Below are 13,466 nucleotides of genomic sequence, written 5' to 3'. Positions count from 1 at the left end.
AGCAAGTGCAGCGCTGCCCCGGCTGGACCCATCGCGGGCAAGCCCGCTCCCACAGTGATGGTGGTGGCTTCCGATTTTGTGGACGACACAAAACCCTGTGGGAGCGGGATTGCCCGCGATGGTCTCAAGCCGAACACCATCACCGCAGTTCACTCAATTACTCAGCCTGGCGCAATCGCTTGTAAAGGGTATTCCGGCTCACCCCAAGACGCCGGGCGAGGTGCGAGATATTGCCTCCAGCCGCCTGCAATAACCGATTCAAATCCTCGGCATCATTCAAATCCACCGCCAACGGTTCCGGCGAATCCACCGGCTCCAGCTCCAGATCGACAAAAAAATCATCCGGCAAATGCTCCGGCCGCACCGGTTGTTCTTCGGCCATGGCCAGCGCTACCTGCATCACGCTGCTGACCTGCCTTAAATTCCCCGGCCACGGATGACGGCCGAACAACTCCATCACCTCACGGCTCAACCCGGCCCACTGCGACGGCTCGCGATGCTGTTCCCATATACGTTTGAACAGCGCCTGTTTGTCACTGCGTTCCCGCAGCGGCGGCAACTCCAGGGTCAAACCGCCGATGCGGTAATAAAGGTCTTCGCGAAACCGCCCCAACTGCACTTGCTCACGCAACGAGCGGTTGGTCGCCGAGATGATGCGGATGTCCACCGGGAACAACTCGCTACTGCCCACCGGTTGCACGCAACGTTCCTGCAAAACCCTTAACAGACGGGCTTGTGTCGGAAGTGGCATGTCGCCGATTTCATCGAGGAACAGGGTGCCTTTGTCGGCCTTGCGGATCAGTCCGATGCTGCCTTTCTGATTGGCACCGGTGAACGCGCCTTTCTCGTAGCCAAACAGCTCGGATTCCACCAGTTCGGCGGGGATCGCTGCACAGTTGACGGCGATGAATGGCTGTTTGCTCCGAGAACTGGCCTGGTGCAGGGCTTTGACGAAGACCTCTTTGCCCACGCCGGTCTCGCCGTGGATCAGCAGTGGAATGTCCTTTTCCAGTAACCGCTCGGCCTGGCGCACGGCTTTTTCCACGCGACTGTCGCCGAAATGCAAGGTATTGAGTCTGATCGCAGCGGGCGCGGCCGCAGCAGGTTCTGCGCGCTTGGTTTCAGAAAACAGGCGAGCCTGAATCGGCACCTGTTTCGGCCGTTTCAACAGGCATTGAAAACGGTTGCGCCCCGAGGCTTGCAGGGCGAAGGGCAGGCCATCGGGCTGGTTCAGCANTTCCAGCAACGACACCTTGAACAAACTCTCGACGCTGACCCGCGACAAACTGATGCCCAGCAAGTTATCGGCGCGGCGGTTGGCCGACAGCACCTGGCCGCTATCATCAAAGATAAGCAGGCCCGCCCATTGGCTGTCGAGGTTGTTCAGGCCGGTGTTGAAGGTCAGTTGAAAATGCTCGCCGCGAAACAGGTTGAGGATCAGCCGGTTTTCCACGGTCTGGCTCATCATCTTGACCATGCCCAGGGTGTGGGAGGGCGGCAGGTAGCTGTCGCTGGACACATCCAGCACCGCAATGATTTCGCGCTGGGCATCGAAAATCGGCGCGGCGGAACCGGTCATGAAGCGGTTGGCCTTGAGGAAGTGTTCATCGTGCTCGATGTGCACTGCCTGCTCGCAGGCCAGCGCGGTGCCGATCGCATTGGTGCCGCTGCAACGTTCCATCCAACTGGCGCCGGCGCTGAAACCGCGGGTCAGACTCGGCTCGATAAAGCGTTGGGTGCCCCACGACGTCAGGACCTGGCCCTGGTTGTCGGCCAGCATGATCAGGCAGTTGGAATTGCTCAGGATGTTTTCGTAGTAGGGCAGCACTTCCTGATGGGTGGTTTGCACCAGGGAATGCTGGCTTTCCAGCAATTGGCTGATGCCTTCGGCAGGCAGTTGGTCGAAGCNCGGGGCGCTTTGATGGTTGAGGCCGAACGCGCGACAACGGGACCAGGAGTCCTGGATGATGGTGTCGTGGGAGAGCGGCGAGGCGGGTACGGCCATGGCAGTCGATCTCTGAGCATTTATTATTTTTATGGGTTTTGCACTGTGGGAGNGGGCTTGCTCNCGANGGCGGTGNGTCAGTCAAATNGATGTCGACTGATCCACCGCTNTCGNGAGCAAGCNCCCTCCCACANGNTCCGGCTCCTACAGGGATCGTGAACAGTCCGTAGAGTGTTGTTCACTATTGTTCATTGTCAACGGCTGGATTGTTCAATTGTTCAGTCGCGGTTGTTCATTTCTGTTCAGCAACGAAAGTGGTTTTCCCACTGTCTAGAAGATTTTCCAGGCGGTTCAATCACTTACATTTTCTGGCATGAAACTCGCTCTACAGCCTGGGTCGCTTGACTCCAAATAATAAAAAAGGCCGAGCCATGTCATTAACCCTGGAGCACGTCAGCCGCACCGTCGAGGGCCAGACCTGGATCGACGATGCGTGCCTTAGTTTTGAACCCGGATCCTTCAACGTATTGCTCGGCCGTACCCTGTCCGGCAAGACCAGCCTGATGCGCCTGATGGCTGGCCTGGACAAGCCCGACAGCGGGCGCATCCTGATGAATGGCGTGGATGTCACGCAAAAGCCGGTGCGCCTGCGCAACGTGTCGATGGTCTACCAGCAGTTCATCAATTACCCGACCATGACCGTGTTCGAAAACATCGCCTCGCCGTTGCGCCAGGCCGGTGTGTCCAACGAGCTGATCCAGAGCAAAGTGCTGGAAACCGCGAAGATGCTGCGCATCGAGAAATTCCTCCAGCGCCACCCACTCGAACTGTCCGGTGGCCAGCAGCAGCGCACGGCCATGGCCCGCGCGTTGGTGAAAGATGCCGAGTTGATCCTGTTCGATGAGCCGCTGGTGAACCTGGACTACAAGCTGCGTGAAGAACTGCGTCAGGAAATGCGCGAACTGTTCAAGGCCCGCCACACCATCGCGATCTATGCCACCACCGAGCCCAACGAGGCGCTGGCCCTGGGCGGCACCACCACCATCCTCCACGAAGGCCGGGTGATCCAAAGCGGCAAGGCCGCCGAGGTGTATCACCAGCCGCAGACCGTGCTGGCGGCCGAGCTGTTTTCCGAACCGCCGATCAACCTGATGCCCGGGCGTATCAGCGGCAATGAAGTGAGCTTCGCCGATGTCGTGCACTTCCCGCTGAACGTCGACCTGCGCCCCATCGGCGAAGGCGAGTTCCGCTTTGGCGTGCGCCCCAGCCATATCAGCCTGGTGCCGAGCAACGACGATGACCTGGAGCTGGCGGTGACCGTGGAGGTCGCGGAGATCAGCGGCTCGGAAACCTTCCTGCATGTGCGCAGCGAACACTTCCTGCTGGTGCTGCACCTGCCGGGGGTGCATGAGTACGACGTCGACGCACCGATCCGCGTGTATATCCCCACCCATAAACTGTTTGTGTTCGATGGTCAGGGCCGTTTGGTCCAGGCACCCGGGCGCCGTGTCGCGAGGGTTGCCTGATGGCCGAGATTCATTTGCAGAACCTCGCCCACAGCTACAGCCCTACACCCAGCGGTCCTGAGGACTACGCCATTCGGGAAATGAACCACGTTTGGGAGCAGGGCGGTGCTTATGCCTTGCTCGGGCCTTCGGGCTGCGGCAAGTCGACATTGCTCAACATCATTTCCGGGTTGCTCAGCCCGTCNGAAGGCCAGGTGCTGTTCGACCACACAGTAGTCAACGAACTGACCCCCGAGAAACGCAACATCGCCCAGGTGTTCCAGTTCCCGGTGGTGTACGACACCATGACCGTGTTCGACAACCTGGCCTTTCCGCTGCGTAACCAAGGCATGGCCGAAGCGAAAGTTCACAGCAAGGTGCAGGAAATAGCTGAAGTCCTCGACCTGCAAAACCTGCTGAGCAAAAAGGCGCGCAACCTCACCGCCGATGAAAAACAAAAAGTCTCCATGGGCCGTGGCCTGGTGCGCGACGACGTGTCGGCGATCCTGTTCGATGAACCGCTGACGGTGATCGACCCGCACCTCAAATGGAAGCTGCGGCGCAAGCTCAAGCAGATCCACGAGCAGTTCAATATCACCATGGTCTACGTGACCCACGACCAGCTCGAAGCCTCGACCTTTGCCGACAAGATCGCGGTGATGTACGGCGGGCAGATCGTGCAGTTCGGCACGCCGCGCGAGTTGTTCGAGCGGCCAAGCCACACCTTTGTCGGCTATTTCATCGGCAGCCCTGGGATGAATCTGATCGAAGTGCAGGCCGAANCNGGCGGTGTCGGGTTTGCGTCGACGCATCTGCCTTTGTCTGACGCGCAACAGAAACGCATCGCCGAGTCCGAGTGGAAAACCCTGAAGGTCGGTATCCGTCCCGAGTTCGTGCATGTATGGGACGAGCCGTTCGATGACGCGATGCAGGCCCACGTCATCCATGTGGAAGACCTGGGCACCTACAAAATCATCACCCTCAACCTCGACGGCGCGCCGTTGAAAGTGCGCCTGGCCGAAGACAAACCGGTGCCGGAAGGCAAAGCCTCGATCAGCTTCCCCACGCAGTGGTTGATGGTGTATGCCGACGATTACCTGCTGGAGGTGCTGCCATGAACAAGGTGCAGAACAACAAGGCCTGGTGGCTGGTGTTGCCGGTGTTCCTGCTGGTGGCGTTCAGTGCGGTGATCCCGATGATGACGGTGGTCAACTACTCGGTGCAGGACATTTTTGACCAGTCCAGCCGCTACTTTGTCGGTGCCGACTGGTACAAGCAGGTGCTGCTCGACCCGCGCCTGCACGACTCGTTGCTGCGCCAGTTCATCTATTCAGCCTGCGTGCTGTTGATTGAAATTCCGCTGGGTATCGCCATCGCTCTGACCATGCCCACCAAGGGCCGCTGGTCATCGCTGGTGCTGATCATTCTGGCGATTCCGCTGCTGATTCCGTGGAACGTGGTCGGCACCATTTGGCAGATCTTTGGCCGGGCCGACATCGGCCTGCTGGGATCGAGCCTCAATGCGATGGGTATCAACTACAACTATGCCGCCAACACCATGGACGCCTGGGTCACTGTGCTGGTGATGGATGTGTGGCACTGGACTTCCCTGGTGGCGCTGCTGTGTTACTCGGGGCTACGGGCGATTCCGGACGTGTACTACCAGGCCGCGCGGATTGATCGTGCATCCGCCTGGGCGGTGTTCCGACATATTCAGTTGCCCAAGATGAAAAGCGTGCTGCTGATCGCGGTGATGTTGCGCTTCATGGACAGCTTCATGATCTACACCGAGCCTTTTGTGCTCACCGGCGGCGGGCCGGGTAATGCCACCACGTTCTTAAGTCAGACCCTCACCCAGATGGCCATCGGGCAGTTCGACCTCGGCCCGGCGGCGGCGTTTTCCCTGGTGTACTTCCTGATCATCCTGTTGGTGTCCTGGCTGTTCTACACCGCCATGACCCATTCCGACGCCAACCGCTGAGGCCGCCAACATGAGCAAGCGCAAGGTCGTACCGTTGCTGATCTACATCCTGTTCCTGTTGGTGCCGATCTACTGGCTGCTGAACATGTCGTTCAAGAGCAACACCGAAATCCTCGGCGGGCTGACGCTGTTTCCGCAGGACTTCACCCTTGCCAACTACAAGGTGATCTTCACTGACCCGAGCTGGTACACCGGCTACCTCAACTCACTGTATTACGTGAGCTTGAACACGATNATTTCTCTGAGNGTGGCGTTGCCGGCGGCTTACGCGTTCTCCCGTTACCGCTTTCTCGGCGACAAACACTTGTTTTTCTGGCTGCTGACCAACCGCATGGCGCCTCCGGCGGTGTTCTTGCTGCCGTTTTTCCAGCTGTATTCGTCTATCGGCCTGTTCGATACGCATATCGCGGTGGCGTTGGCGCATTGCTTGTTCAACGTGCCGTTGGCGGTGTGGATTCTTGAAGGCTTCATGTCCGGCGTGCCTAAGGAAATCGACGAGACCGCCTACATTGACGGCTACAGTTTCCCCAAGTTCTTCGTGAAGATTTTCGTCCCGCTGATTGGCTCCGGGATTGGCGTCACCGCGTTTTTCTGCTTCATGTTTTCCTGGGTCGAACTGCTGCTGGCGCGCACCCTGACCTCGGTTAACGCCAAGCCTATCGCCGCGGTGATGACCCGTACGGTGTCGGCATCGGGTATCGATTGGGGCGTACTGGCGGCGGCGGGGGTGTTGACCATCCTGCCCGGCATGCTGGTGATCTGGTTTGTTCGCAACCACGTGGCCAAGGGCTTTGCCCTGGGCCGGGTCTGAGGAGCTGATGATGGAATGGATGAGCTGGACTGTCCCCACGGCGGCGTTCTTCATCGCCATTGGCCTGATCCTGGCGGGCATGACGACCTGGGAATTACGTTCGCCGAGTGTCCCTCGGCGTGGTTTCTTGCCGATTGNCACCACCCGTGGTGATCGCTTGTTTATCGGTCTTCTCGGCAGCGCCTACCTGCATCTGCTGGTGATCGGCGTAACCGGCTGGAGCATCTGGGTNGCGTTCGCGTTGTCCCTGGTGTGGCTGTTGGCTGTGATGCGTTGGGGCTAGTCGAAATCGATCGGCAATGTTGCTCCGAAAACCAAACAGGAGGTCTCTATGTTCGACAAAAACAATAAGCTGCGACATAGCATTTCATTGGCAGCCATGCTGGCACTCAGCGGTCTGAGCGCTTCGGCCTGGGCCGATGCCTACGAAGACGCCGCGAAGAAGTGGATCGGCAGTGAATTCAAACCGTCCACCCTCACGCCAGAGCAGCAGCTCGAAGAGCTGAAGTGGTTCATCAAGGCCGCCGAGCCGTTTCGCGGGATGAGCATCAAGGTGGTGTCGGAAACCATCGCGACCCACGAATATGAATCCAAAACCCTGGCCAAGGCCTTCAGCGAAATCACCGGCATCAAGCTGACCCACGACCTGCTGCAGGAAGGCGACGTGGTGGAGAAGCTGCAAACCCAGATGCAGTCCGACAAGAATATCTATGACGGCTGGGTCAACGATTCCGACTTGATCGGTACGCACTTTCGCTATGGAAAAACTGAATCCATCACCGACCTGATGGCCAATGAAGGCAAGGACTTCACCTCACCGACCCTGGATATCAAGGACTTTATCGGCCTCTCCTTCACCACGGCGCCGGACGGCAAGATCTATCAATTGCCCGACCAGCAATTTGCCAACCTCTATTGGTTCCGCGCTGACTGGTTCGAGCGCCCGGAGCTGAAAGCCAAGTTCAAGGAAAAATACGGTTACGACCTCGGCGTGCCGGTGAACTGGTCGGCCTATGAAGACATCGCCAAATTTTTCAGCGAGGACGTCAAGGAAATCGACGGCAAGCGTATCTACGGGCACATGGACTACGGCAAGAAAGACCCGTCCCTGGGCTGGCGCTTCACCGATGCCTGGTTCTCCATGGCCGGTGGCGGCGACAAAGGCCTGCCCAACGGTTTGCCGGTGGACGAGTGGGGCATTCGCGTGGAGGACTGCCACCCGGTGGGCTCCAGCGTAACGCGCGGCGGCGACACCAACGGCCCGGCGGCGGTGTTCGCCACGCAAAAATACGTGGACTGGATGAAAGCCTACGCACCACCGGAAGCGGCGGGCATGACCTTCTCCGAATCCGGCCCGGTGCCGTCCCAAGGCAACATCGCCCAACAAATTTTCTGGTACACCGCCTTCACCGCCGACATGACCAAGCCGGGTTTGCCGGTGGTGAACGCCGACGGTACGCCGAAATGGCGCATGGCCCCCTCGCCAGTCGGGCCTTATTGGGAAAAGGGCATGAAGCTGGGGTATCAGGACGTGGGTTCGTGGACGTTCATGAAGTCCACGCCTGAGAAGCAGAAACTGGCGGCCTGGCTCTATGCGCAATTCGTCACCTCAAAAACCGTCTCGCTGAAGAAAACCATCGTCGGCCTGACGCCGATTCGTGAGTCCGACATCAACTCTCAGGCGATGACCGACCTGGCACCTAAACTCGGTGGCCTGGTCGAGTTCTATCGCAGCCCGGCCCGCGTGCAATGGACCCCGACCGGGACCAACGTGCCGGACTATCCACGGTTGGCACAACTGTGGTGGAGCCACATCGCGGACGCCGCCAGCGGCGAGAAAACCCCGCAACAGGCGCTGGACAACCTGGCCAAGGAGCAGGACGCGATCATGACGCGCCTGGAACGCTCCAAGGTGCAGCCGGTGTGTGGNCCGAAAATGAACCCGGAGCGCGATGCTCAGTACTGGTTCGATCAGCCGGGTGCACCGAAGCCGAAACTGGCGAACGAGAAGCCTAAGGGTGAAACCGTGAGTTATGCCGAACTGCTGAAATCGTGGGAGGCGGCGCGTAAATAAATAGCTGGATCATGTGAGTCAGAACGGCACCGAGAGGTGCCGTTTTTTTTGGCGTCTGATCCATTGCTATCGCGAGCAAGCTAGCTCCCACAATGATCTGCGGTGTTCAAAGCCTGTGTGACCGGCTCAGCGCGCCAGCCCCTCAACCGCGGGAAATCCCAACCGAAACACCGTCATCGCACCCGGCAGGCTCTTCACCTCGGCCACTCCCTGATGCAGGCTCATGATCGACCGCACAATCGCCAATCCCAGCCCGGTGCTGCCTTGTGAACGCGAGCGGCTGCTGTCGACTCGGTAGAACCGATCAAACAGGTGCGGCAGATGCTGTGCCTCAATCCCCGCGCCAGGGTTGCTGACCAGCAATGAGGCCTGGCTCGCGCCGCGCTCAATCAACAGCGTCACGGTTTTCCCGACCGGGCAATGGCGCAGCGCGTTGGACAGCAAATTAGAGATCGCCCGTTGAATCATCAACCGGTCACCCATCACCCGCGCATTGCCGACCACGTTCAGCTGGATCTGCTTGTCCTGCGCCGACAGGGAAAACATCTCGACGACTTTCCAGGCTTCTTCTTCCAGGGCAACCGACTCGAACGGCGCGAGCGCTGACGGGTGACTGACCTGTGCCAGAAACAGCATGTCCGAGACAATCCGCGCGACGCGCTCCAGCTCTTCAGTGCAGCAAACCAGCACGTCCTTGTACTCATCCACGCTGCGTTCGCGGGACAACGTCACCTGCGCCTTGCCCATCAAATTGCTGATCGGGGTACGCAGCTCATGCGCCAGATCATCAGAGAACTGCGACAGCTGCTGCACGCCGGCGTCGAGGCGGTGCAGCATGAAGTTGATGCCCTGCGCCAGTTCGCTCAGCTCCTGGGGCATGTTCACCACCGACAGCCGATGATCCAGATCCTGGGTCGAGACCATCGCCGCCACTTTGCGAAATTCACGCATCGGCGCCAGACCACGCTGGACCGCGCCCCAGGCAGTCAGCCCTATAAAGATCAGCAGCAACGGCAAGGCAATCAGGGTCGAGCGCAGGTAGGCGCTGAGCAAGGCCTCATTGTGGGCGTTGTCCATCGATAGCAGCACCGGGACGCGGGTGCCGTCCTTGAGGCTGATCAGCCTGGACGCCGTGAGGAATTTCGCACCCCCGGCGTCAGTGCTGGTGGCGTAGGTTAACTCGTTGCTGACTGCCCGCACCGCCTTCAATTCAAGTCGTGGATCGGCCATGCCGGTGCCGGATTTGAGCAGTGGTGTGCGCAGGTTGCTGTAGTCGTAAATCGTTAGCGTGAGGTTGTCGTGCCCCATGACCTGATCAAGCAGAATGTGCGGTTTCGTGCTGATTTCCCCGGTGTCGGTGTACAGCGTCAGGCTGTGTTCAACCTGCACCATTTTCTTTTCCAGACTGCCTTTGGATAACGCGTTCAGCTCATGGGTCAGGGCGAAATACGCCAGGATCGCCAGGAACACCACCAGCAGCGCGCCGAGAATACTGACTGTCAGCCCCAGCCGCATCGACAGGCTGGCCGGCTTCATTCCCGCGACTCCAGCACGTAGCCGACACCGCGCAGGGTGTGGATCAACTTGTTGTCGAACGGGTCATCGATCTTCGCCCGCAAGCGTCTGATGGAGACTTCCACGACGTTGGTGTCGCAGTCGAAATTCATGTCCCACACCAGGGAAATGATCTGGGTACGGGTCAGCACTTCGCCAGACTGGCGCATCAACAGATGCAGCAGGGCGAACTCCTTGGTGGTCAGGTCAATACGCTGTTCGCCACGAAACGCACGATGACGGCCAGGGTCGAGTTCCAGGTCGGCGACTTTCAGTACCTGCGGTACCGGGATGTATTCGCTGCGGCGCATCAAAGTGCGCACCCGTGCCAGCAATTCCGGAAACTCGAACGGCTTGAGCAGATAATCATCGGCGCCCAGATCGAGGCCACGAATTTTGTCCGCCAGGCGACCGCGCGCGGTGAGCATCATCACTCGCGTGGTGTGGGTGCGCCGCAGGTGTTCCAGCACGCCCCAGCCGTCCAGTTCCGGCAGATTCACATCCAGAATGATCAGGTCATAAACCTGTTGTTGCGCCAGATGCAATCCATCGGCGCCATTGGCGGCGTGGTCAACGATATAACCACTTTCCGTCAGTCCCTGTTGTAAGTATTCGGCAGCTTTAAGCTCGTCCTCGACGACAAGGATTCGCATGATCAATCACCACTTTTATTTAATGGATATTTAATTAAGGTGGTCGGGAAAGGTGTTGTTTTTGTAAGGGCTTCCGGACGGGTTTGAATAACGAACAACTATTTCCCTACAGCGTTTTCTCCGTTTGCAGGCGTGCAAGGTAAAGGCTTTAGTGAAAGAGGTCTGCGACAGCCTGTCGCAGCGAACGGGAACAAAAGTCCATCTGCCCCATGAGAGCTGAATTGAAGCAAGTACTGTTCGGCAGATGACGGTGCATCATTTGTTTCTATGTATTGCTACTTAGCTGATTGCACTTTGCATGCTAGAGCAAAACAACTTGGTGCAACCGTGGATAACGGATTTGTAATGTTTCAGTCACCTTGTCGATAAGTTCAAAACCCTACCGTGACGGCATCGAAAACTCTTGATTAAAGGAAGTACTCAATTGCCCGGTTTAAGAGAGCTGACGGCGCGGTCACGCCTGAAAAAGACTGCGAGGGTGGTTATGGTCAGCGGCGGTTTGTTGCTGGTCGGGGTGCCTCTCGCAAATGCATCGACCCTGACCCTCGATCAGGCCCTGCAAACCGCATTCGCCGGTAACCCGGATTTGGCAGCGGCGCGATGGGAAATCGGCATCGCCGAAGGTGACCGCCAGCAGGCCGGTCTGATCCCCAATCCCGAAGTGTCCTGGGAAGCCGAGGACACCCGCCGCGATTCGCGCACCACCACCGTGATGCTCAGCCAGCCAGTTGAACTGGGCGGCAAGCGCGGAGCGCGGATCGATGTCGCCAGCCACGCGCAGGACGCCGCCGGGCTCGAACTGGAGCGCAAGCGCAATGCTTTGCGCGCCGATGTGATTCAGGCGTTCACCAGCGCCCAGACTGCGCAGCAACGGTTGCAGTTGTCGCGCCAGTCGCTGCAACTGGCCGAGCACGGTTTGCGCGTGGCGTCGGGGCGGATCGAGGCGGGCAAGTCGTCGCCGGTCGAAGGCACACGGGCACAAGTGCAACGCTCCGAAGTGCGACTGGAACTGAGCCGCGCCGAGCGCGATCAGGCCAACGCCTATCAGCAACTGGCGCAGGTCATGGGCGCACCGTTACCGACTTCGACCACCGTGCAGACGGCCACGCAAAGCTTGCCCGTCGTGCCGCCGCCGACCCGCTTGCTGGAGCGCCTGAACGAGACCGCCGAGCTTCGACTGGCCAAGTTGCAGATCGATCAGCGCGAGGCGTCGTTGGGGCTGGAAAAGGCGCAACGGATTCCCGACCTGACCGTCAGCATTGGCAGTCAGTACAGCGAACGGGAGCGCGAGCGGATCAACGTGGTCGGGCTGTCGATGCCGATTCCGCTGTTCAACCGCAATCAGGGCAACGTGCTGGCGGCGGCGCGCCGTACCGATCAGGCGCGTGATCTGCGCAACGCCACCGAACTGCGCTTGCGCACCGAAATACAGACCACCCTTGAGCAATGGCGGACCGCCAACGGCGAAGTACAGGCGTTCAACCAGACCATCCTGCCCGCCGCACAAAGTGCAGTGGACAGCGCCACGCGCGGCTTCGAAATGGGCAAGTTCGGTTTCCTCGACGTGCTCGACGCCCAGCGCACCCTGATTAGCGCCCGCACTCAATACATCCAGGCCGTTGCCGAGGCGACGGACGCGCGGGTGCGTATCGAACGCATTTTCGGCGACCTCGGCGCATTGGCCGTCAGCCCTTGAATTTCACCTTTTAGATCACTGCGCGATGACAGGGCGCAGAGGAGTTTCCATGGATAAAAAACTGATCGTTGTCGCGGTGGCAACGTTGGCGCTGGGCCTTGGTATGGGCTCGATGTGGACGGGCAACAGGTCCATCGATGCCCACGCCGATGACGCGGCGGAGCATGCGGACCACGCCGAAGAAGGCGCTGCAGCCGACGGCGAACATGCCGAAGGCGAAGAGGGGCATCTGACGTTGAGTACCGAGCAGATCGCGGCGGCGGGCATCCAACTGGCCGAAGCGCGGGCGCAAAGCATCAGCCTCGGTTTGTCTTTCCCCGGCGAAGTGCGCTTCGACGAAGACCGCACCGCCCACGTCGTACCGCGGGTGCCGGGGGTGGTCGAGTCGGTGTCGGTCAATCTCGGGCAGTGGGTGAAGAAGGGCCAACTGCTGGCGGTGATCGCCAGCCAGCAGATCTCCGATCAACGCAGCGAACAGGCTGCGGCGCAACGACGCCTGGCCTTGGCGCGCACCACCTACGAGCGTGAGAAGCAGTTGTGGCAGGACAAGATTTCCGCCGAGCAGGATGTGTTACAGGCGCGCCAGGCGCTGGAAGAAGCTGAAATTGCCGTGAGCAACGCCCGGCAAAAAATCAGCGTGCTCAGTGGCAGCGTGGTTACCACCGGCGGCAATCGTTATGAATTACGCGCGCCGTTCGACGGCATGGTGGTGGAAAAGCACCTGACCCCAGGAGAAGTGGTCGACGAAACCACGGCGGCGTTCACGCTCTCGGACTTGTCGCGAGTATGGGTGACCTTCGGCGTTTCGCCCAAGGATCTGAACAAGGTGCAAGTGGGCAAAGCAGTCACCGTCAGCGCCCCGGAACTCAATGCGGAAGTCTCCGGCACGGTGGCTTACGTCGGCAGTTTGCTCGGCGAACAGACCCGCACCGCCACCGTTCGCGTCACGTTGGAAAACCCTCAAGGTTCGTGGCGTCCAGGATTGTTCGTCACCGCACGGGTCGCCACCGACAGCCGTCAGGCCAAAGTGGCGGTGCCGGAAGCTGCGATCCAGACCGTCGAGGACAAACCCACGGTGTTCATGCGCACCGACGACGGTTTCCAGGCGCGGGCCGTGGAGCTGGGCAGTCGTGCAGCGGGTCAGGTGGAAGTCACGCAGGGGCTGGAGGCTGGTGCGCAAGTCGCTGCGGCCGGCAGCTTCGTTCTCAAATCGGAACTGGGCAAGGGCTCGGCCGAGCACTCTCATT

11 protein-coding genes are annotated in these 13,466 nt (G+C 59.6%); 8 read left to right on the top strand and 3 right to left on the bottom strand.

Going from position 1 to position 13,466, the window contains the following annotated elements:
- Nucleotides 1-157: 157 nt before the first annotated feature.
- Nucleotides 158-2,005 (bottom strand): sigma-54-dependent Fis family transcriptional regulator, encoded by a 1,848-nt coding sequence (locus tag B7L09_RS05720; RefSeq protein WP_094468079.1) that lies wholly within the window; start codon nucleotides 2,003-2,005, stop codon nucleotides 158-160.
- A 371-nt stretch (nucleotides 2,006-2,376) separates the two neighbouring features.
- Between B7L09_RS05720 and B7L09_RS05715 the strand changes: the two genes are divergently transcribed.
- From B7L09_RS05715 to B7L09_RS05690, 6 genes are all read left to right on the top strand, one after another.
- The gene (locus B7L09_RS05715) at nucleotides 2,377-3,471 is read left to right on the top strand and encodes an ABC transporter ATP-binding protein (protein ID WP_094468078.1); all 1,095 of its coding nucleotides are present in this window, start codon (nucleotides 2,377-2,379) and stop codon (nucleotides 3,469-3,471) included.
- Nucleotides 3,471-4,568, top strand: a complete 1,098-nt coding sequence (locus B7L09_RS05710) for an ABC transporter ATP-binding protein (protein ID WP_094468077.1) — start codon at nucleotides 3,471-3,473, stop codon at nucleotides 4,566-4,568. The genes B7L09_RS05715 and B7L09_RS05710 overlap by 1 nt, the downstream gene beginning before the upstream one ends.
- On the top strand, nucleotides 4,565-5,431 hold the full coding sequence (locus B7L09_RS05705) for a carbohydrate ABC transporter permease (RefSeq protein WP_094468076.1): 867 nt from the start codon (nucleotides 4,565-4,567) through the stop codon (nucleotides 5,429-5,431). The genes B7L09_RS05710 and B7L09_RS05705 overlap by 4 nt, the downstream gene beginning before the upstream one ends.
- Nucleotides 5,432-5,441: 10 nt before the next feature.
- Nucleotides 5,442-6,242 carry a carbohydrate ABC transporter permease gene (locus B7L09_RS05700; RefSeq protein WP_094468075.1) on the top strand — a complete coding sequence of 267 codons (801 nt, stop codon included), beginning with the start codon at nucleotides 5,442-5,444 and terminating at the stop codon, nucleotides 6,240-6,242.
- A 10-nt stretch (nucleotides 6,243-6,252) separates the two neighbouring features.
- On the top strand, nucleotides 6,253-6,525 hold the full coding sequence (locus B7L09_RS05695; RefSeq protein ID WP_094468074.1) for a DUF2160 domain-containing protein: 273 nt from the start codon (nucleotides 6,253-6,255) through the stop codon (nucleotides 6,523-6,525).
- Between the two features lie 48 nt (nucleotides 6,526-6,573).
- On the top strand, nucleotides 6,574-8,316 hold the full coding sequence (locus B7L09_RS05690) for an ABC transporter substrate-binding protein (protein ID WP_094468073.1): 1,743 nt from the start codon (nucleotides 6,574-6,576) through the stop codon (nucleotides 8,314-8,316).
- Nucleotides 8,317-8,442: 126 nt separating this feature from the next.
- Here the strand turns inward: B7L09_RS05690 and B7L09_RS05685 are convergent, their stop codons facing one another.
- Together B7L09_RS05685 and B7L09_RS05680 are read right to left on the bottom strand one after the other, a co-directional pair.
- Complete coding sequence (locus tag B7L09_RS05685) at nucleotides 8,443-9,852, bottom strand: heavy metal sensor histidine kinase (protein WP_094468072.1); 1,410 nt, start codon at nucleotides 9,850-9,852, stop codon at nucleotides 8,443-8,445.
- Nucleotides 9,849-10,523 (bottom strand): heavy metal response regulator transcription factor, encoded by a 675-nt coding sequence (locus tag B7L09_RS05680; protein ID WP_094468071.1) that lies wholly within the window; start codon nucleotides 10,521-10,523, stop codon nucleotides 9,849-9,851. The genes B7L09_RS05685 and B7L09_RS05680 overlap by 4 nt, the downstream gene beginning before the upstream one ends.
- A 424-nt stretch (nucleotides 10,524-10,947) precedes the next feature.
- Between B7L09_RS05680 and B7L09_RS05675 the strand changes: the two genes are divergently transcribed.
- Both B7L09_RS05675 and B7L09_RS05670 read left to right on the top strand, forming a co-directional pair.
- On the top strand, nucleotides 10,948-12,219 hold the full coding sequence (locus B7L09_RS05675) for a TolC family protein (RefSeq protein ID WP_094468070.1): 1,272 nt from the start codon (nucleotides 10,948-10,950) through the stop codon (nucleotides 12,217-12,219).
- 49 nt (nucleotides 12,220-12,268) lie between these two features.
- The coding region (locus B7L09_RS05670; RefSeq protein ID WP_094468069.1) for an efflux RND transporter periplasmic adaptor subunit at nucleotides 12,269-13,466 on the top strand (1,198 nt) is incomplete at its 3' end.

This window comes from Pseudomonas mandelii (assembly GCF_002251635.1).
GTDB lineage: Bacteria > Pseudomonadota > Gammaproteobacteria > Pseudomonadales > Pseudomonadaceae > Aquipseudomonas > Aquipseudomonas mandelii_B.
The sequence above is the reverse complement of the archived record's forward strand: the minus strand, read 5'-3'. Positions and strand labels throughout refer to the sequence as shown.